This window comes from Bifidobacterium sp. LH_450 (genome assembly GCF_056356715.1).
Genome location: NZ_JBKEUU010000003.1, coordinates 303,011 through 322,135, shown reverse-complemented (window position 1 = coordinate 322,135; position 19,125 = coordinate 303,011). Strand labels below are relative to the sequence as shown.

General features: G+C 61.3%; 16 protein-coding genes and 2 pseudogenes. 13 read left to right on the top strand and 5 right to left on the bottom strand.

The window, feature by feature from the left end; translation table 11 throughout:
* Positions 1 to 110: 110 nt before the first annotated feature.
* Together AC1AXT_RS06000 and AC1AXT_RS05995 are read right to left on the bottom strand one after the other, a co-directional pair.
* Complete coding sequence (locus AC1AXT_RS06000; RefSeq protein WP_476562943.1) at positions 111 to 1,328, bottom strand: IS1249 family transposase; 1,218 nt, start codon at positions 1,326 to 1,328, stop codon at positions 111 to 113.
* Between the two features lie 224 nt (positions 1,329 to 1,552).
* Positions 1,553 to 2,689, bottom strand: coding sequence for an IS1249 family transposase (locus AC1AXT_RS05995; RefSeq protein ID WP_476541973.1), 1,137 nt, complete (start codon positions 2,687 to 2,689; stop codon positions 1,553 to 1,555).
* Between the two features lie 237 nt (positions 2,690 to 2,926).
* On the opposite strand from AC1AXT_RS05995, the gene AC1AXT_RS05990 reads away from it, so the two are divergent.
* The 3 genes from AC1AXT_RS05990 to AC1AXT_RS05980 all read left to right on the top strand — a co-directional run bounded on the left by AC1AXT_RS05990 (position 2,927) and on the right by AC1AXT_RS05980 (position 5,043).
* Complete coding sequence (locus AC1AXT_RS05990; RefSeq protein ID WP_476541971.1) at positions 2,927 to 3,631, top strand: hypothetical protein; 705 nt, start codon at positions 2,927 to 2,929, stop codon at positions 3,629 to 3,631.
* Between the two features lie 306 nt (positions 3,632 to 3,937).
* Positions 3,938 to 4,345, top strand: a complete 408-nt coding sequence (locus AC1AXT_RS05985; RefSeq protein ID WP_476541969.1) for a hypothetical protein — start codon at positions 3,938 to 3,940, stop codon at positions 4,343 to 4,345.
* Positions 4,342 to 5,043 (top strand): nucleotidyl transferase AbiEii/AbiGii toxin family protein, encoded by a 702-nt coding sequence (locus AC1AXT_RS05980; RefSeq protein ID WP_476541968.1) that lies wholly within the window; start codon positions 4,342 to 4,344, stop codon positions 5,041 to 5,043. Before AC1AXT_RS05985 ends, AC1AXT_RS05980 begins: the two co-directional genes overlap by 4 nt.
* Before the next feature lie 118 nt (positions 5,044 to 5,161).
* Here AC1AXT_RS05980 and AC1AXT_RS05975 read toward each other — a convergent pair whose 3' ends face one another.
* On the bottom strand, positions 5,162 to 5,485 hold the full coding sequence (locus tag AC1AXT_RS05975) for a hypothetical protein (RefSeq protein WP_476541966.1): 324 nt from the start codon (positions 5,483 to 5,485) through the stop codon (positions 5,162 to 5,164).
* A gap of 90 nt (positions 5,486 to 5,575) precedes the next feature.
* Positions 5,576 to 5,758, bottom strand: a complete 183-nt coding sequence (locus AC1AXT_RS05970) for a hypothetical protein (protein ID WP_476541964.1) — start codon at positions 5,756 to 5,758, stop codon at positions 5,576 to 5,578.
* A gap of 349 nt (positions 5,759 to 6,107) precedes the next feature.
* Here AC1AXT_RS05970 and AC1AXT_RS05965 point away from each other — a divergent pair, with 349 nt between their 5' ends.
* The 3 genes and pseudogenes from AC1AXT_RS05965 to AC1AXT_RS05955 all read left to right on the top strand — a co-directional run bounded on the left by AC1AXT_RS05965 (position 6,108) and on the right by AC1AXT_RS05955 (position 8,855).
* Positions 6,108 to 6,998, top strand: a complete 891-nt coding sequence (locus AC1AXT_RS05965; RefSeq protein WP_476541963.1) for a Fic family protein — start codon at positions 6,108 to 6,110, stop codon at positions 6,996 to 6,998.
* Positions 6,995 to 7,681 (top strand): annotated as a pseudogene (locus AC1AXT_RS05960) (Fic family protein); the annotation flags it as partial. The gene AC1AXT_RS05965 and the pseudogene AC1AXT_RS05960, both read left to right, overlap by 4 nt.
* Positions 7,682 to 7,772: 91 nt before the next feature.
* Complete coding sequence (locus tag AC1AXT_RS05955; protein ID WP_476541961.1) at positions 7,773 to 8,855, top strand: hypothetical protein; 1,083 nt, start codon at positions 7,773 to 7,775, stop codon at positions 8,853 to 8,855.
* 151 nt (positions 8,856 to 9,006) lie between these two features.
* Here AC1AXT_RS05955 and AC1AXT_RS05950 read toward each other — a convergent pair whose 3' ends face one another.
* Positions 9,007 to 9,324: an ATP-binding cassette domain-containing protein gene (locus AC1AXT_RS05950; protein WP_476541959.1), complete on the bottom strand. Its 318-nt coding sequence runs from the start codon at positions 9,322 to 9,324 to the stop codon at positions 9,007 to 9,009.
* Between the two features lie 245 nt (positions 9,325 to 9,569).
* On the opposite strand from AC1AXT_RS05950, the gene AC1AXT_RS05945 reads away from it, so the two are divergent.
* The 7 genes and pseudogenes from AC1AXT_RS05945 to clpB form a co-directional block, all read left to right on the top strand.
* Positions 9,570 to 10,907, top strand: a complete 1,338-nt coding sequence (locus AC1AXT_RS05945) for an FAD-containing oxidoreductase (RefSeq protein WP_476541958.1) — start codon at positions 9,570 to 9,572, stop codon at positions 10,905 to 10,907.
* Between the two features lie 140 nt (positions 10,908 to 11,047).
* Positions 11,048 to 11,782 carry an MIP/aquaporin family protein gene (locus tag AC1AXT_RS05940; protein ID WP_476541956.1) on the top strand — a complete coding sequence of 245 codons (735 nt, stop codon included), beginning with the start codon at positions 11,048 to 11,050 and terminating at the stop codon, positions 11,780 to 11,782.
* Positions 11,783 to 12,042: 260 nt separating this feature from the next.
* Positions 12,043 to 12,954, top strand: coding sequence for a DUF3152 domain-containing protein (locus tag AC1AXT_RS05935; RefSeq protein WP_476541954.1), 912 nt, complete (start codon positions 12,043 to 12,045; stop codon positions 12,952 to 12,954).
* Between the two features lie 24 nt (positions 12,955 to 12,978).
* Positions 12,979 to 14,073: a glutamate--tRNA ligase family protein gene (locus AC1AXT_RS05930; RefSeq protein ID WP_476541952.1), complete on the top strand. Its 1,095-nt coding sequence runs from the start codon at positions 12,979 to 12,981 to the stop codon at positions 14,071 to 14,073.
* A 120-nt stretch (positions 14,074 to 14,193) separates the two neighbouring features.
* The gene (locus AC1AXT_RS05925; RefSeq protein ID WP_476541950.1) at positions 14,194 to 15,036 is read left to right on the top strand and encodes a YggS family pyridoxal phosphate-dependent enzyme; all 843 of its coding nucleotides are present in this window, start codon (positions 14,194 to 14,196) and stop codon (positions 15,034 to 15,036) included.
* Positions 15,037 to 15,161: 125 nt separating this feature from the next.
* Entirely contained in the window at positions 15,162 to 15,986 is an 825-nt protein-coding gene (locus AC1AXT_RS05920) for a fumarylacetoacetate hydrolase family protein (RefSeq protein ID WP_476541948.1), read from the top strand.
* Positions 15,987 to 16,287: 301 nt separating this feature from the next.
* A pseudogene (gene clpB, locus AC1AXT_RS05915) lies at positions 16,288 to 18,924 on the top strand (ATP-dependent chaperone ClpB); the annotation flags it as partial.
* Positions 18,925 to 19,125: the final 201 nt, after the last annotated feature.

Here is a 19,125-nt window from a genome sequence, read left to right as displayed (position 1 = left end):
CCCAAAACAGGCCGCGTCACGCCCCTTTTAACTCTTTTCGGATTAAAGGCACCCCGACACGCAAAGCGCCGCAACGGATGGACGCCAATATAAGACCCATCTTTTGTTACTTAACCCATCCTTTCCTGATGCCGAAGCCGCTTTCGTAGGCGTTGACGTTGTCGGGGTTGGGGCCGGGCTGCTGGATGCCGGTGCCGTAGCGGGTGTCGCTTTCGGGCTGTTCGGGCTGCCGTGGCTGCCCGTCGTTGCGCTGGTCCCATTGCCTGTAGTGTTCGGGCCTTGTCCTCGCTGGCGTTGCGGGATTTGAAGTACAGGTGCCATTCGACGGCGGTTCTCATGTGGTCCTCGCCCAGCCCGCGGTGCAGGTCGAGGATGCGGCGTATGCCGGCGTTGACGGCGCCCTCGATGATGTTGGTGGTGGGGCGGATGCCCGCGATGGCCCGGTTTGCCGGGTCGAGGAACGCGAAGAGCTGGCCGTCCTTGTGGAGCCGTTCGAGGCGGAAATAGGCGCGCCGGACGCGCATGTGCGTGTACCACCATTTGCGGCCGGCCAGGGCCTTGGGGTTGTCCGGCTCGTCGCGGGCCAGGGTGCGTTGGCGGATATAGCCGCCGAATTCGTTGTGCCAGGCGTTGAGGTCGTTGGCCCATTGCGCGGCGTCCTGGACGGTGCGCACGCGCGTCAGCCGCCGGTACAGGCGTTGCAGCGCCCGTCCGGCGTCGCTTCTGGGATGGGCGGTCAGGTCGGCGCGCCCGTCGCGCTGCACGTGCACCAGGCAGCGCTGCACGGGCAGGCCGCGCCATCGCAGGGCGGCGGCCCGGGCGGCCGCGTGCGAGCCGTCGCAGCACAGCGCGCCGGCAGGGCCGATCTGGGCGAACAGCGCGGCATACGATGCAGTCTTCTCCCGGTCGCACCATTGCCATGCCGCCACCGCGCCGGCGGCGTCGCAGGCGATCAGCAGGCACCAGCCGTAGGGCAGGTAGATGCCGTCGGCCTCGATGGCGGCGTGCGGGGCGGCCATCCTGGCCGGACGGGGCACGGGCACCTGCCAGCACCAGGCGATGCGCCGGGCGAACGTCTGCCTGGTCACGCCGAGTTCGGCGGCGCATTCCGCCATGCTCTGCTTGCCGGTGATCCAGCGCAGGAACCTGCGGAACTCCCCGGCCCGGCGCAGGTCCGGGCGCCGGTCCGTGCGGCTGGCGCCGCACGCGGGGCACCGCCAGCGCCGGCCTGCGGCCTTCGTCGTTCCATTGCGCCACATCCGCGCGCCGCACACATCGCATTGCCGGGACCCGATCCTTGACCTGTTCCTGTTCATGGAACAAGTCAACCCGAAAAGTCAAATCCGGCACGCACTCAATCCCGGACGGAAAGACCACCCCCCGACACGCAAGAAGGCAGTAAGGCCAAGACCGGATCCACCACACACTTTTTGTTACTTAACCCGTCTTATACGGCTGCTGAATGGATTGCGGGCTAATTGAGGGTTATCGGCCAAAATGTGGGTTATCGGCCAAAATGTGTGTCTGGCGTCTGTGTTGACGCCGGGTGGTGCTAGCCGGTGTTGTTGTATGGGGTGCTGGTGTGGAATTCGTTCCAGTCGATGCCGGTGCCGTATCTGGCGGGGATGCCGTAGACGGCTTGCCGGCCTTGCGGGCTGCGTTCCCATGCCTGTTCGTAGAGCCGGGCGATCTGTTCGTTGGTGTAGCAGTGGTCGATCAGGCTGCTGGCGGGCTCGGGGTTCTCGGTGTGCTGCTGGCACCACCAGCAGATGGCGTGCAGCCGGTGCGTGAGGCTTTGGCCGCGGTGGTCGCGCAGCATTTCGCGCAGCCTGGCGTTGAGCGATTCGATCCTGTTGTTCGTGGAGGGGATGCGTTCGTGCCCCTCGCCCAGGTCGGCCAGGAAGGTGAACAGGTTGTTCTCGCGCAGGTGCCGGTCGAGCTGGTTCCTGGCCTTGCACAGCCGCCGGTGGGTGTCTTCGGCGGCGCCGTCGCCGCGGATGGTCTTCTGGGCGAGGAAGTCGCGGTATTCGACGCGCCATGCGTTGTAGTCGACCAGCCAGCGGCGCGCCTGCAGCTCGTCCCTGACGTTGGCCAGGCGGATGGCGAGCTCGCGCAGGTCGCGGCCCGCGGGAAGCCGGGGGTGGTTGGTCGTCAGCGTCGTCACGTTCATGCATACGTGGAACAGGCATCGCTGGATGAGCGTGGCCGGCCAGGCGGCGTGGATGGCCTTGAGCATGCCGTTGCACCCGTCGCATACGACGGCCAGCGGCGGCGCGATCCTGCTGATGAGGCTGGTCCACGAGGCGCATGACTCGCTTTTGGCGATGTGCCAGCCGATGACGTGCCCGTCGGCCATGGCGATGAGCGCGACCGCCTTCCTGCCCAGGTGGATACCGTCGATATGCACCACGTCGTGGACGACGTCGTCGACCGGGCATACCGGCCACAGGTCCCACAGGATCTCGCATCGGCGGCGCAGCGTGCGTTCCGGGAGGGGATGCTCGCGCTGCGTGCGCCGCGACAGCAGCCAGTCGAGCGCCGTCTGCAAATCGCGGCTGCGGGTGTCGTACGACCTGCTCGAGGACGCCCCGCACTTGGGGTCCTTGCATCGCCATCGTGTCCGTCCTGCCGGTGTCTTGCCGTTCTTCTTCGTCGGGCCGCCGCAACGGTCGCAGCATGGATTGTTCATCCCACCAGTCAACAGCCCACATTCGAAACCCGGCAAACCCATGCGGCGCAATGCTTCGCGGTCTATTGCGGACACACATTCTGGCCGACGTCGAAAGTGCGCCCCGCCACATTCGAACAGGCGAAACGCCTACGGACACAGGGGAACACGCCGCACTACAGACACACTTTTTGGCCTATAACCCTTAAGACTGCATTCAAGTTAACTGTAAAATGGGAAGGTCAACGGAGGCAGAAGATGAACAAACGTTTAGAAGATCATTGGAAAGGTTCTGTGCTGACCGAGGATAGGAAGAAGGACAGGCACTGCACGCCCATCCTAGTGGTGTGCCTAATCCTGCTGGTGGCGGCAATAATCTTATGTTCCATGGCGCCTGACAATTCAGAGTGGGAGAAGGTGGGGGAATGTCTGAGCGGCTTGGCGTTTATAGGGTGCTTGGCAGTCCTTGTGTTTGTGGCCTGTACGAAGCGTGGCGGTAAGGGGATGAACAACTTTCTTGCCTTTGCAAAGGGGACATACGGAGCATTGGTGGTGGTGTTCGCCCTTGTAGTGGTTCTTGCGTTTTGTATGGGGAAAGATGGCAAGATGTGGATTGAGTTCGCTTCCGCCGCCATGATGTTTTTCGCGATACAATTCACATACTGTTTGTGGGCACGCCGTAAGTTCCGCAATCTGGGTGGCGTTGACTCCAATGCGTACAAGGACCTCAGGATGTACCGGTTCTACAATGTCCTGTGTCTGGTTGCCATTGCGCTGCTGGTGGTGACTGTCTCGCTTTCCCACATTCCTTGGCTTAGCTGGACGAGTCCAATATGTGATGGCGTGTTGCTGCTCTTTAGGAAAGTTCTTCCGAGCTTTTTCGGCATCATGCTGTTTACCCAGCCAGCGTCAATCGCGTGCATCGATGATGCGCGCGATGAAACGACTAAGCCGATTGACTGATCTTAGATTTGCACTTGACTATTGCATGCTTTTCAGCGTGTGCCAGAATACCCATTCATGAATGAAGAGCTTTAGACTGAAATACATAAATTGCCATCAGTGCGACGAAGAGCGCATTGACATCCCGACCTTTAATCAGCGTGGCCAGGGTTCGAATCCCTGAGGGGGCACAATCAAGTCCCGGCTGGTCTCCAGCCGGGACTTCTTCGTTTTCGTCGGCGCGCTGCAGGGGCCGGCGCTTGTCCCGCCTCCGTTTCGGATGAATAATAGATAGGCAGACGACGTTCAGCGCATAAGGAGGATGGCATGAAGTATGTGTCAGGCTTGCATGCGTTGAATCTGGAAAGCCCTGCGGGTACACCGGGTGACTGGCATCATAGCGCGCTGGACTGGTCACGTCCCTTCATGCTGGATTCGGATAGCTCGGTGTTTGGAGACTGGGATATCCATCAGTGTGATGTGCCTGGCCTTGGCCTGATGCCGGTGGCCGGCCATGCACGGGCCTGTCTGGATTTGGTTGCCTTGGGCGATTACGGGGATGCGCAGGGAATGCGCGACAATTTCCTTGACGATGATACGTGGACCCTGCCGGTGATGCGTCAGGCGTGGAAGCTGCGCGATTCATCCGACTGGCAATCAGTGGATCATTTCATGGGCCATGAATACTGGGGATCGTGGCTTGATTTCAAGCACAGCATGGAAGAGGCGACATGAGCGACGTAGCGCATGGTGGTCATGACCTGCACCGCCGGGTCATTTCGCAGGTACTGATGGCATTGAACGCCGATGAGGATGGGCTGTTCATCCTCAAGGGCGGCACCGCCCTCATGCAGTGCTATGGGCTGGACCGGTTCTCGGAAGACATCGACCTAGATGCGCGCTTTGCCAATGTGGGACGTGAACGGTTCTTTCATGCGATTGATGCGGTGTGTACGCAGCATGGCTATCGTTGGCAGAAGGCGAAGGATACGCCAGTGGTTCAGCGGGCGTTCATCGATTATGGTCAGGAGGGCACGCCGCTTAAGGTGGAACTGTCCCGCCGTGCAAAACAGGTTGATGCGGATCAGGTTACGGAACGCAACGGGATTACGGTGTACACGATTAGCGAGTTGTGTGTGCTTAAGAGTTTTGCGTATGTCGCCCGCGACAAGATACGAGACCTATTTGACCTAGCATTTATTGCGGAACGGTATTATGACGAGCTGGATGGTCCTGCGCAGGACGCATTGCGCCGTGCGCTGGAATACAAGGATCTCGAACAGTTTGACTACCTCATGCGAACCCAGCATGACCCATTGATTGACGCTGATATGCTAGCCGACCGTTTTCTGAAGACCATGGACAAGGCCGGACTGCTTTCTTCCGATTCGTCTTCCGTGGCAGACCCTCCGCAGAGCGACATGCCAAGATGATTTGAGGGACAGGTTTCCTGTCTGCGTGGCATGATCCTCAGCGATATTTGAAACACCTTCTGCCAGCTATTCAGTAATGCATGGTCGAACGTCGCTACGAGGGCGTGGTGCCGCAACGCTACATCAGTATAACCGGCACGACAATTCCCAAGAACATCAGTATGCCGACGCAAATTACTGCGACCAACGTGCGAGTCCGTTCATCCCGCGTGGTTTCGTTCTGCCCGGTCCAATAGTAGGCCCATTCCATAAACATCCATACGGCTACAGCCCAGACGAAGGACAGTATGATGAGCCATAGCGGATAATGGCCGTGAATGGAGCTCACAATCAGCGACAAAGACAAGATGACCGTATTCATCAGCGCATAGGCATGGCCATTGAGCCTTGAGTGTGGCCTGCGCTGTGAATTGTAATGCCATATGCGCTTGATTGTATTCATGGTCTCCCTCCCGATGCCTCCATCATCGCAGCCAACGCCAGCAGATTCTACGGGCACATCCACTGAGCATGTTTAAACGCAGGCGGGGCTTCACCGCACATAATCCAGAATGACGGCAACGATCATAATCACGAAAAAGCCGACGCCGCCAACGACGAGCAGAATCCGCTTGCGCCGCAAAGTCAGATCCTTGCCATACCAGTAATAGATACTGATAGGCGTTAGGAAGATAACTTCCGCCAACAATGCCCACAATGCCGCAGTCTCCGACATGGTAGCTCAACTCCTCAGTAACGCAATCCGGTGGCTCGAGCCTACCTCGCATCTCCTCAGCCGTCTTCCACCGCCCTCCAGCCGATTGCCCGTTTTCTATGTCCGCACGTGCCTCGAACGTATTCGCATTACCAGATGCGGGTAGCGGCGCGGATTCCCCAAACGGAATACGAATCCGCAAAACCATCGGAATTCCGCGTGCAGCCCATCGTACAGAAAGACGCGCCCGGGAACGCAGTATTACGACAATGATCCGTGGCGTATCCGAGATGCAACGGACATGCATATTTCCGTTGCCTAATGCGTGATAAGTCAGGAGTTGCCACCTGCTGGGAGAATAGAGGGAAAGGTGACATCAGAGATGAAGGAGCCTGCTGAATTGGGCAAGACGACGGCGAACACGGGAGCAGAACATATGATGCGCGTGGTTGATTGGCTGCGTTCTGAGCGTGACGCACGGCTTTCAGGCAGTCTTTACCACATCACGCAGGTGCGGTTTGCGTTCAACTCGAATCACATGGAAGGCTCGACGCTCTCTGCGGAGCAGACGGCGCAACTGTATGACAGCGGTACGTTGGGCACTACTGGCGAAGATATCAGGGCCGACGACGTAATCGAAGCCGTAAACCACTTCCGTGCCTTCGATTGGCTGCTCGATCATGTGGACGACCCGTTGGATGAACATATAGTCACCACGCTGCACGCCATGCTCAAAAGAGGCACTGCTCAGGAAAATAACCCAGTGTTCAACGTCGGCAGCTACAAGCTGCGGCCCGACGTAATCGGAGCGGGTCTTTCGGACACGCGAACCGTGCTCCCTGAAGACGTTCCTGCTGCCATGAACCATGTGTTCAATCTGTATGCGAATCTCAAAGACGATCCGTTCGCCATAGCGCAGGCACATTGGATGTTTGAAACTACCCATCCCTTCTCCGACGGCAATGGACGTGTGGGACGGCTGGTGATGTTCAAGGAACTGCTGCGCATCAACGCGATGCCGCTCATCGTACGCGATGAGAACCGAAGCATGTATGTGCGGGGGCTGAGTGAGTTTCCCTCCGAGCCGGGCTACCTGATCGACACGCTGCTGTTTGAGCGCGATTACTACCAATCAATCATCAATCAGCTTGCGCCGGGACCTTTGACTTGCACCTACAACGATTCCTGGGAAAGGGCAGCGGTGGAGTCGAGTGCCGCAGCCGGCAAGATAATTAATCCCTTCGTCAAGGAGAATAGATGAACCTTCCTCATGACCTTACGGGCGCCATAGTGCCCGACCGCGGTCGTGCCGTTGAGCTGGCGAAGCGACTGCTGGTGGACTCGATTTGGAAAACGGCGAATATTGAAGTTGACGGTATCACGTTCCCGGATACGCAGGAAATCTTCGACGGCCGCGCTCCTAGCTCCATGACGGTCGATGATATCGTCACGGTGAACAACATCAAGCACGCGTGGCAGTTCCTTCTGGACAACGTCGACTACCCGGTCGATTGGCAGTACGTGAAGGAATACAACCATATCGTAGGCGAAGGCCTTGTACGGGATGCTGGACGCCTGCGTGATTACGGCGTGCGCATCGGAGGAACGTCCTGGATCCCTCCGGTCCCTACGCTCGAAACGTCGCGGGATGCAGTGGCGGCGATCATGGACGAAGCGAATCCGCTAGAACGTGCGCTGCGTTTGTTCGGCGCTATCAGCCGCGGCCAGTGGTTCGCAGACGGCAACAAGCGTACTGCGCTGATGGCTGCAAATCACGAGCTCATTCATGCCGGTCTCGGCATCCTCGCCGTGCAGCCTTCCGACAAGGCAGCTTTCATCTCATGTCTACTGTCCTATTATGAATCCGGTGACTTCTCGTCACTAGAACAGTGGCTTGCGACCAACGCCTTCGGAAGGGTTCCGGGCGGTTTAACACTTAAGCAGCAACGGTTTTTAGGGTAAAAATCGACGAACGTGGGATTCTGATGGAAAGCAAATGGTGCCTGACGGCAAGAATTGGTGAGGGAAAAACCGTATGACGTCCAAATCATTGAAAACGCAAAAGAAGCAGGCGGAAAAGGGTAAGCAGGGATTGGTCGCATCTTATATAGGTATCGCTATTGGCATCGTCGCGGTTGTTGGGCTGGCACTTGGACGTGACTGGTGGGATATCCAGTCTGTCTCTCGTTTCGCTGGCAATAGTTGGTGGGATGGCTTGGGAGTCATTGCCTATTTCCTTGTCCTTCTCGCACTGGTCATACTGATTCCCCAGGGGCTTAAAGAATCTAAGAAAGTAGAGAATGTCCACAGCTGTCTTGGCTGTTGGCTCAATTTTCTTTTTTGCATGGTGGCAGGAGCTCTCATCGCGTCTTTGGGCGTCGTGGCGTATGCCGAAGAAAATCATTTGACTTTCACGTCTCATGGCTTTGCCTGCTGGTTGGCAGGAGGAGTCGCCCTAGTGGTTCTGTACATGTTTATGATTGTCCATAGTGTTGCCGCTGTCAGGGACTTGCCCAATCTTGTTTCCCTAGCGGGGCTCCTTCTATCTCTGATGGCGATGATTGTAGGCGACCGTGTCGTTTACTCAAAGCCGGTGTACTTTCTTATCCTTCTTGGGCTGGCCCTTAGCTCAGTGGGTCTGCTCAAGTGGCGGGTGCTGGGAACAGGCCGGGGTCGAAAATGGTTCGCCGACGTAGCTCTGGTGGTTTGGCGGCAACACCTTGCGGCGATGATGTTTCAGGAGAAACAACTAGAGAGGGTACAGTCTCTTGAAGACGCGGCGAAGGCCCGTGATTGGGATGGCGCTGTCAAATGTGAACTTAAACGATACATGAAATACCGTGAGACGAGTCTTTACCATTCGTGGCTTTCCGAACTTCTTCCAGCTGGTATAGCTTCCGCAGCGTTGACGGTCTTGATGTGGGCGGCCGACATGTCAGACGTAATGAGAAAGCTTGGAGTCAATCTGTTACTTGTTCTTCTTGTGGTATTTGTTGTCGGCCTGTATCTTGCTGCCAGAAAACAATACTACGTTTATCTGGAATGCTGTCTTCGGTGCATTGAAGAGGAAAATGACTTGAAGCAGATTGTAAAAACCAAAAGCGACCGCGAGAATTGAGCGTGGAGTCGCTGATTCTTGTAGCCCAGTAGAGCGGCGCTGATAGATACGTATACAATCAGTAGCGACGCGCGACTGCCGCTTTGCTGGAGCAATACCATGAGGACAGCGCCGAGGATACTGCTAATGGTCTTGTTTGCTGCTCCTAAGGTTAGGGAGCTACGTTCTCTCTGATTCTGTTGAGATATTGCTCCATGTCGTTCCTTTGCCTGTCAAGGTTGTGTTGTTCGACATCAAAATTGAAGTCGCATGACTGTATGAGCTGTTCGTCATGCGTGGCCACAATGACGCAGGCTCCATTCTCGGCGGCCTTCCGCAATAGCTTCATGACAAGCGCGCGGTTCGCTGCATCCAGGGAAGCGGTAGGTTCGTCCAGCAGCAGGTAGGATGCGTTTTTCCATAGGGCGCGGGCTATGCCCACGCGTTGCGCCTCGCCTCCGGATAGCGTTTCGCCTTTTTCGCCACTCAACCCATACGGGTCTACTCATCCTATGATTGTTTTCAGCCGTTCCGGCAGCGCCGCTGGGCGCTTCTGATAACCGGCAAACCACACGGAATCACGGCATCTGTATGCGTAAAAAACGATGGGATGGGCAGCGTTGCGATACATGCTCAATGAGTTGTGGGAGCGCGGCGGAGCCCCTATCCTCGCTATCAAACTTTCGCCGTCGCACCAGCTTGCTGACGCGGCACCTCCCAACGAAAGGCTGAGTGATGGATCCCATTCGTCCCTACGACATCGTCGTCATCGGTTTCGGCAAGGCAGGCAAGACCCTGGCGGCGCGGCAGGCAGCCGCCGGCAAGAACGTGGCGCTGATCGAGCGCAGCCCTTCCATGTACGGGGGAACCTGCATTAACATCGCCTGCATCCCCACGAAGACCATGCTCGTGGCCGCCGAACGCGGCTTCGGATTCGACGAGGTGATGGGTCGCCGCCTCGCCGTCACCACGCGGCTCAACGCGAAGAACTACCAGGCTGTCGCCGCCGGCGTGGATGTCATCGACGCGCAGGCGAAGTTCGTGGACGACAAGACCATCGAAGCTTCGGCAGGCGACGAAACGATGCTGCTGACGGCTCCGGCGATCGTCATCAACACCGGCGCCGTTCCTGTCGTTCCTAACATCGCCGGCATCAGCGGCACACACAACGTCGTCGATTCCACCGGCGTCCAGAATCTCAAATCGCTTCCTGAACGCCTCGGCATCATCGGCAGCGGCCCCATCGCCCTTGAATTCGCGGGAATCTATAATACGCTCGGTTCACAGGTGACGATTCTGGAGAACCATCCGGGGCTCCTTGGCCGCATCGAACCGGAAATCGGCGAGCTCGCGCGGCAGTATATGAAGGAAGACGGCATCGCGCTGCGTTCCGGAATCTCGGTTTCCGCCGTGCGCAACGAACGCGATGCGCGCGGCCGCGAAACCGTCGTCGCTACCACCAACCGCGGCGAGTTCGCGTTCGACGCGTTGCTGTACGCAACCGGGCGGCGTGCGAACACCGATGCGCTCAATCTGGCGGCAACGCATATCGAAACCGACGAGCGCGGCGCCATCAAGACCGACGAGTACCTGCAGACGAGCGTTCCCGGCGTCTTCGCCGTCGGCGACGTCAACGGCGGCCCGCAGTTCACGTACGTTTCGCTGGACGACTTCCGCATCGTCAACGGCTACCTGAACGGAACCAAAGATTACAGCCTGTCCCAGCGCAGGAACGTGCCGACCGCGACGTTCCTTGATCCGCCGCTTGCGCAGGTAGGCTTGACGGAAGCGCAGGCGAAGGAAGAAGGCTACGACGCGCTCGCCAAAACGGTTCCCGTTTCCGGCATGCCGCGCGCCCACGTCGACGGCGATCTGCGCGGTGCGTTCAAGGCGGTCGTCGACGCCAAGACCGGGCTGATTCTCGGGGCGACGCTGTTCGGCGCGCAGGCCCACGAACTGATTAATCTCGTCAAGCTGGCGATGGACAACGGCATTCCGGCCTCCGCGCTCGCCAACCAGGTGTTCACCCACCCGACGATGGCGGAGAATTTCAACGATCTCTTCGCCATGTAGCAGCGTATCGTCTGGAATAATCCGGCTGTAGAGGCGGCGGCGTATAGTCAATGCCGCGTGTTGCGCTCGAAAGCGCCGCCGCACAGCCCGCGGCCAGATGGGCTGTTTCGCTTGTTTGAGAGAAGCTAAGGATTTCCCAGGTGGAATACTCACTGTTTACTAAATGCATGGCCGAATTCGTCGGCACGGCGATCCTGATGATCTTCGGCAACGGCGCAGTCGCCAACGTCGAGCTCAAGGGCACGAAGGGCCACAAGGCCGGCTGGCTCAACATCGCGATGGGCTACGGTTTCGGCGTGATGTTCCCGGTGCTGATGTTCGGCGGCGTTTCCGGCGCGCAGATCAACCCGGCAATGACGCTCGCGCAGGCCGTCAACGGCATGTTCCCGTGGAGCCAGGTGCTCCCGTACATCGTCGCGCAGCTGCTCGGCGCAGCCGTCGGCCAGCTGATCGTGTACGTCACCTACTACCCGCACTACAAGGCGACCGACAATTCGGAAGCCATCCTGTCGACGTTCTGCACGACCGATGCGTACAACAACCGCGTCAACTACTTCATCAACGAGTTCTTCGGCACGATGATCCTCGTGCTCGGCGCGCTGTGCTGCCTCGAACTGCAGTGGGGCTCCACCAACTACGCGTCCGCGTCGATTGTCGTCGGCTTCATCGTGTGGGGCCTGGTGACGTCGATGGGCGGCCCGACCGGCCCTGGCCTGAACCCGGCCCGCGACCTGATGCCGCGCGTGCTGCATTCCATCCTGCCGATCAAGCACAAGGGCTCGTCGCGCTGGGGCGAAGCGTGGATTCCGGTCCTCGCCCCGATCTGCGGCGCCATCATCGGCGCGTGGATCTTCAAGTCGACGTTCGCCATCTGACGCGCGCAGGCTTGCCGCCACGCCATCTCGGCTTTCATCATTCCCGCAACGCAAGGAACGCCTTCGTTGCGGGAATTTTTTTTGGCAAGGGCGCTGCTTCAGCCGGAGATTTCAGGGCCAGGGGGGGCGGTCCGTAGGAGGGGGCAACTTTAGGCAGGTGGGGACGGAAGGCTTGAGGGGAGGGCAGGGGGCTCAAGATTTTCTTGGCGTTCGCTTAGGGTTGTGGCATCGGCGAAACGCGCCGGCGAAGGGAAACGGGCATGGGTACGACGCCGCCATCGAAGCATGCAAAGAAGCGCCGCTATACGAAGCAGCAGATCGTGACGCACTGGTGCATCGCCATCGTCGCGCTCGCGCTGGCCGTCGCGCTCGCCGTCTGGAGCGTCAGGGCGGCGGTGAACGCAGCGGACAGCGCGACGCAGGCAGCGCAGTCCGCCGTGTCGCAGTCCGCGCAACCCTCGCGAACCGCGCAATCTCAAGCCGCAAAGTCTTCCGCAGCGGCTCAGGCGGACGCTTCGGCGAGCCCTTCCGCTTCGGCGACGACGCAGAGCGCGGAAGAAAAGGCCGCGGCTGAGGAAAAGAAGGCGCAGGCCGCGCTCGAAGCGCCGATTTCCGACGCCGACCGCACGGAAATACTGGACAAGGCACGCCAGGCTGCGCTGGAAGACAACCAGACCCCGCACGAATTGACATACTGCGTCGCGTCGAAAGGGGACGTCGGCTCGCTCACCGGTTTCGAGAACACCGTGTTCCGCGTGCTCAACGATACGAAGGGATGGCCGCGCGCCGGAGTCTACTTCGAGCAGGTCTCGGACGGCTGCGACTTCACGATCACGCTCGCCGAACCCCAGTACATGACGTCGTTCTCGTCCGGCTGTTCGGAAGAGTACAGCTGCCGCGTAGGCGACGACGTCATCATCAATCTCAAGCGCTGGAACAACGGCATCGAGGCATGGCTGGACGCCGGCGGCACGCTCTCGCAGTACCGTACGATGGTCATCAACCACGAAGTCGGCCACCGGCTAGGGCATACCGACAATGAAACGACGTGCGCCGGCAACGGCCAGTCGGCGCCGCTGATGCAGGAACAGTCGATGTTCCTGCTCGGCTGCGTGCCGAACCAGTGGCCGCTCGACAACGAACTGTGGACGAATCTCGCCTACGCCAACTGACGGAAGGGAAGGGAAAGGAAGCCCATGCCGGGACGACTTGCGCCGACGCCGTCGGGGCGGATGCATATCGGCAACGCGTACGCGATGCTGGCGGCGTGGCTGGACGCGCGCAGCTGCGGCGACGCGCTGTTCCTGCGCATCGAGGACGTCGATACGCCGCGTGCGGTGCCGGGCGCCGACGAGGCGATCATGGCGGACCTGCGCTGGCTGGGGCTGGACTGGGACGGCGAGCCGGTCTACCAGTCGCAGCGGCGCGCGCTGTACGACAAGGCGCTGGAACAGGAAGATTTCCGCCGCGCGACGTACCGCTGCTTCTGTTCGCGCGCCGACATCCGCGCGGCCAGCGAACCGCAAGGCGACAACGGCTTCTTCGTGTACCCGGGGACCTGTCGGCGCGCATGGATTGAGGAGCCCGAAGGCATGGAGGAACTCGCACGTTCCGGCGCGCAGCGTTCGGTGCGGCTGATGCTTCCGCAGATTGGCGACGGGGACGCCGTTGCTGACGTTGACGACGCGGTGTACGGGCGCGTCGCCGTCGATTTGGCGAGGGAAGTCGGCGACCCTGTGCTGTTGCGCGCCGACGGCATCGTCTCCTACCAGCTTGCCGTCACCGTCGACGACTGGGCGATGGGCGTCGACCGGATCGTGCGCGGCCGCGACCTGCTGCCGTCCGCGGCGCTGCAGTCCCGCTTGCGCTCGATGCTGGACGCTTCCGGCTTGGCCGGGGAACTGCAATCTTCTTCAGAATTCAAGATTTCCGGCGCCCTGCCGTCCTCCGCCAACGTTGCGTACGCGCACCTGCCGCTGCTGGACAACGCCGCCGGGCGGCGGCTGGCGAAGCGCTCGCGTTCGCTGGACATGGGGGCGCTGCAAGCCGCCGGCGTCGCGCCGGAGCGGGTTGTCGGGCTGTGCGCGGCGCTGCTCGGGCTGCCGGTCGACGGGGCCTATGGCGACGACGGCACGACGCTGCTCGACCCTGCCGACCCGCGGTTCGATCCGGCGCCGCTGTCGGCTGCGGACGCGCTCGCGATGTTCCGCGAGACCGGCTGGAACGGCCTGCGCGCCAACCGCGGCGACAAGCGCATGCCGGACGATATCGCGGGGCGGCTTGCGGCGTAGCGTTTTCCGCACGGGAATCTCAGGCGCCCTGTGCGTGCAAAGCGGGACCGGTACGGCTCTTTCCCGACTCATGGGCGTCCGCTTAGCCGCATGCAGGCGGCTGCGGTAGGGTTAGGGATTATGACGGCATATATGGAGCACAAGGACCTGGCCAACGAGCGCATCGACGCAGCCCGGCGCGACGAAATCATGCGCAACGTGCGCAGCGTGCTGGACCGCATTGCGCAGGCGGAAACGCAGGCCGGGCGCGAACCGGGGTCGGTGACGCTGCTGGCGGCGACGAAAACGCGCGACGTGGGGGAGATTCTCGCGGCTATTGACGGCGGCGTGCGGCTTATCGGCGAAAACAGGCCGCAGGAAATCGTGGCCAAAATCGACGGGCTGCGGTACGGATGCCACGAACGCAAGCTGGCGATTGGCTTCGACGACCTCGACGTCGAGAACATCGCCGAAGACGACGTGGTGCTGGACGAACAGGTCGTCGGGCTGCATTTGATCGGCCAGCTGCAAAGCAACAAGATCGGCAAGGTGGTGCCGCTCGCCAACGCCATCGAATCGGTCGATTCGGTTGAGCTTGCCGAGAAGCTCGCTCGCCGCGGGGAGCTGCGCGGCGATCCGGTGGCGGTGCTGCTCGAAGTCAATACGTCCGGCGAGCCGACGAAATCCGGGTGTCCGCTGCCCGAGGCGGTGGAAACGGCGCGGCAGATCGCGGCGATGGACGGCATCGAGCTGCACGGGCTGATGACGGTGGGCGCGCATGTCGACGACGAGGCGGAAATCCGGCGTTGCTATGCCGACCTGCGACGCGTGCGCGACGAAGTGCTCTCGCTGTCCGAGCGCGGCTGCTCGCGCTGCACCGAACTGTCGATGGGCATGAGCGGCGACTTCGAAACCGCCATCGAGGAAGGCGCGACGATCGTGCGGTGCGGCACCGCCATCTTCGGCGAACGCGACTTCAAGTAGCAAGCGGCTGGCAGCAGTCAGGCAAACCAGGCAAGCTGCATACGGCAGGCCGCTGTCGTGGCGGCTGTGGCCGTCAGATGGCTGCCCGCTCGGCGCCTATGCGGCAGGCCGCTATACTGGCTTGCATGAGGATTGCACGGTTTACGCATGATGATGAGATGCCGCAGTACGCCTTCGTGCAGAAGGACGAATCCGACGGCAAGGACTACCTCGTCGCGCTGACGGGCTACCCGTTCGGCGGCTCGCCGATGGCGCCGACCGGCGAGCGTTTCCCGATCGACGGCGACGGCATCCGCCTGCTGGCGCCGGTCATTCCGTCGAAGGTGTACGGGCTGGCGAAGAACTACGAGGCGCACGCCGAATACATGCACGAGCAGGGCTGGAGCGAGCAGGCCGCCGCTCCCGACGACATGGTGCTGTTCATCAAGCCGTCGACGGCCGTCATCGGCCCGGACGACCCGATCGTGTTCCCGTCGATTTCCAGCGACCTCAACTTCGAGCCGGAAGTGGCCGTCGTCATCGGCCGCATCGCCAAGAACGTGCCGGTGTCGAAGGCGATGGACTACGTGATGGGCTTCACCTGCGTCAACGACGTGACGCTGCGCGACCTGCAGCCCAAGGATCCGATGTGGACGCGCGCGAAGGGCTTCGATTCTTCCTGCCCGCTGGGCCCCTGGATGGTGACGAAGGACGAATTCGACTGGCGCGACGCGAAAATCTCGTTCTCCTTGAACGGCGAGGACGTGCCGAAGGCGAGCGGCACGACGGCGAATCTCATTCACTCCATTCCCGAACAGATCGCCGGAATCTCGCAGTTCTCGACGCTGCTTCCCGGCGACGTCATCCTGACCGGAACGCCGGACGCAACCGGCAGCCTCAAGCCGGGCGACGAAGCGGTCGTGCATGTCGAAGGGATCGGCGACCTGCGCAACGTCGTCGTGCGCGGCTGAACGCGGTCTCCGCGTCCGGAGGGCGCAACGCGCGCAGCGTACGCGGCGAACGGCTTCGCTGAACGGAATCTAGGAATCATCAGGCTATCCGCTAAAAACGGATAGCCTTCTTCGTTTCCGGGGCGAGAATGGCAGTGAACAGACAAGACCTAGGGGAACCTTACGCGAAACGAAACTTGAGCGTTGTAGTATCAAGTTTGGAATAAACGGGGGCAAACCGCAGTTGACGTTACCAGAAACATCGTGACGCGCGACGCAGGCAAAGGGGATTTGCCGGGCCGCGCCGGACATGGAGGATGATATGGAACAAAAGTACACGAGCATGGCTCAGGAGGCGCTCGGCGACGCCATCCAGAGCGCGGCTGCGGCAGGCAACCCGCAGGTCGATACGCTGCACCTGCTGGACGCGTTGATGCGCCAGGAAGGCAGCATCGTCGTGCCGACGCTGGAAGCCGCCGGCGGCTCGCGCCAGATCATCGGCGCCGCCGTGCGCCGCGCGCTGACCGACCTGCCGAGCGCTTCGGGTTCCTCGACCGCGCAGCCGCAGGCCAGCCGCCAGCTGACCGCCGTGCTCAGCCAGGCAGCCGACGACATGAAGGCGATGGGCGACGAATACATTTCGTGCGAGCTGCTGCTGCTCGCCATCGCCCAGGCGATGCCGAACCGCGCCGGCGAGATCCTGCAGCAGAACGGCGTGACGCCGGAAGCCATCGACAAGGCCATCCCCGAACTGCGCGGCGGCGCCAAGGTGACGTCCCCCGACGCCGAAGGCTCCTACAAGGCGCTGGAGAAGTACTCCACCGACCTGACGGCCCGCGCCAAGGAAGGCAAGCTTGACCCGGTCATCGGCCGCGACCAGGAAATCCGCCGCGTCGTGCAGATTCTGTCGCGCCGCACCAAGAACAACCCGGTGCTGATCGGCGAGCCTGGCGTCGGCAAGACCGCCGTCGTCGAAGGGCTCGCCCAGCGCATCGTCGCCGGCGACGTGCCGAGCACGCTGCAGAACAAGAAGCTCATCTCGCTCGACCTGGGTGCGATGGTGGCGGGCTCGAAGTACCGCGGCGAATTCGAAGAGCGCCTGAAGAACGTGCTCGACGAAATCAAGAAGTCGGACGGCCAGATCATTACGTTCATCGACGAGCTGCACACCGTCGTCGGCGCAGGCTCCGCCGAAGGCTCGATGGATGCCGGCAACATGCTCAAGCCGATGCTGGCGCGTGGCGAGCTTCGCCTGATCGGCGCCTCGACGCTCGACGAATACCGCGAGAACATCGAGAAGGACCCGGCTCTGGAACGCCGCTTCCAGCAGGTGTACGTCGGCGAGCCGAGCGTGGAGGATACCATCGCCATCCTGCGCGGCCTGAAGGAACGCTACGAAGCGCACCACAAGGTCACCATCGGCGACGACGCGCTCGTTGCCGCCGCGACGCTGTCGAACCGCTACATCACCGGTCGCCAGCTGCCGGACAAGGCCATCGACCTCGTCGACGAAGCCGCCGCGCACCTGCGCATGGAGCTCGACTCGCAGCCGGAGGAAATCGACCAGCTGCAGCGCAAGGCCACGCGCCTGGAAATGGAGGAGATGCAGATCTCCAAGGAAACCGACGACCCGGCAACGCAGGACCGCTTGAAGAAGCTGCGCGCCGAGCTGGCCGACACCAAGGAGCAGCTCAACGGCCTCAAGGCCCGCTGGGATGCCGAGAAGGCCGGCCACAACAAGGTCGGCGACCTGCGCGCCAAGCTCGACGCCAAGCGCGTCGAAGCCGACAAGGCCACCCGCGAAGGCGACCTGGCGAAGGCCTCGAAGATCCTCTACGGCGAGATTCCGGCAATCCAGAAGGAGCTGACCGCCGCCGAGCATGAAGCGGAAGAGCAGGACGAGCTTGCGCACAAGGAAGCGCCGATGGTCCCCGACCATGTCGACGCCGATTCCGTGGCGCAGATCGTGTCCGAGTGGACCGGCGTTCCGGTCGGCCGCCTGATGCAGGGCGAAAACGAGAAGCTGCTGACCATGGAGAACTACCTCGGCCAGCGCGTCATCGGCCAGGCCCAGGCCGTGCAGGCCGTGTCCGACGCCGTGCGCCGTTCGCGCGCAGGCGTGTCCGACCCGAACCGCCCGACCGGCTCGTTCCTGTTCCTCGGCCCCACCGGCGTCGGCAAGACCGAGCTCGCCAAGGCGCTCGCCGACTTCCTGTTCGACGACGAGAAGGCCATCGTGCGCATCGACATGAGCGAATACATGGAGAAGAGCTCCGTGTCCCGCCTCATCGGCGCGGCCCCTGGCTACGTTGGCTATGAAGAGGGCGGCCAGCTCACCGAAGCCGTGCGCCGCCGTCCGTACTCGGTCGTGCTGTTCGACGAAGTCGAGAAGGCCAACCCCGAAGTGTTCGACATCCTGCTGCAGGTGCTTGACGATGGGCGCCTGACCGATGGCCAGGGCCGTACCGTCGACTTCAAGAACACGATCCTGATCATGACGTCGAACCTTGGCTCGCAGTTCCTGACCAACCCGGACATGAGCGAAGAGGACAAGAAGAAGGCCGTCATGGCCGCCGTCCACGGCAACTTCAAGCCCGAGTTCATCAACCGCCTCGACGAGCTGGTCATCTTCCAGCCGCTGACGCGCCAGGAGCTGGGACGCATCGTCGACCTGCAGGTCAAGGCCGTCGCGTCGCGCCTGACGGACCGCCGCATTACGCTCGACGTCACCGAAGCCGCCCGCGAATGGCTCGCCAACACCGGCTACGATCCGGCCTACGGCGCCCGTCCGCTGCGCCGCCTCGTGCAGACGCAGGTCGGCGACAAGCTCGCCAAGATGCTGCTTGGCGGCGAAGTGCATGACGGCGACACCGTGGTGGTCGACCACACCGGTGGCGACGACCTCGAGCTCAAGCGCTACAACTACAACCCGGAGTACGACGATACGAACGTCGAGGACTCGCAGATCGAGGTCAACGTTCCGGACAACGCCGAGACCGGCAAGCCGGAGCACGGCATCAAGCCCGACGAGTTCCGCGAGCACACCGAGAAGAGCGACCGCCACACGCCGAAGGGCACCGAGCAGAAGTCCAACGGCGAGGAGCCGCCGGCTTCCTTCAACTAAGGAGCGCTCCCTGTAGGGAAGATTCCTTCCGGTAGC

Bases quoted from the DNA above. Each gene is read 5' to 3' on its own strand.
- AC1AXT_RS05935 (WP_476541954.1), top strand. From the start codon at position 12,043: ATGGGTACGACGCCGCCATCGAAGCATGCAAAGAAGCGCCGCTATACG.
- AC1AXT_RS05990 (WP_476541971.1), top strand. From the start codon at position 2,927: ATGAACAAACGTTTAGAAGATCATTGGAAAGGTTCTGTGCTGACCGAG.
- AC1AXT_RS05985 (WP_476541969.1), top strand. From the start codon at position 3,938: ATGAAGTATGTGTCAGGCTTGCATGCGTTGAATCTGGAAAGCCCTGCG.
- AC1AXT_RS05930 (WP_476541952.1), top strand. From the start codon at position 12,979: ATGCCGGGACGACTTGCGCCGACGCCGTCGGGGCGGATGCATATCGGC.
- AC1AXT_RS05920 (WP_476541948.1), top strand. From the start codon at position 15,162: ATGAGGATTGCACGGTTTACGCATGATGATGAGATGCCGCAGTACGCC.
- AC1AXT_RS05975 (WP_476541966.1), bottom strand. From the start codon at position 5,485: ATGAATACAATCAAGCGCATATGGCATTACAATTCACAGCGCAGGCCA.
- AC1AXT_RS05945 (WP_476541958.1), top strand. From the start codon at position 9,570: ATGGATCCCATTCGTCCCTACGACATCGTCGTCATCGGTTTCGGCAAG.
- AC1AXT_RS05995 (WP_476541973.1), bottom strand. From the start codon at position 2,689: ATGAACAATCCATGCTGCGACCGTTGCGGCGGCCCGACGAAGAAGAAC.
- AC1AXT_RS05970 (WP_476541964.1), bottom strand. From the start codon at position 5,758: ATGTCGGAGACTGCGGCATTGTGGGCATTGTTGGCGGAAGTTATCTTC.
- AC1AXT_RS05980 (WP_476541968.1), top strand. From the start codon at position 4,342: ATGAGCGACGTAGCGCATGGTGGTCATGACCTGCACCGCCGGGTCATT.
- AC1AXT_RS05955 (WP_476541961.1), top strand. From the start codon at position 7,773: ATGACGTCCAAATCATTGAAAACGCAAAAGAAGCAGGCGGAAAAGGGT.
- AC1AXT_RS05925 (WP_476541950.1), top strand. From the start codon at position 14,194: ATGACGGCATATATGGAGCACAAGGACCTGGCCAACGAGCGCATCGAC.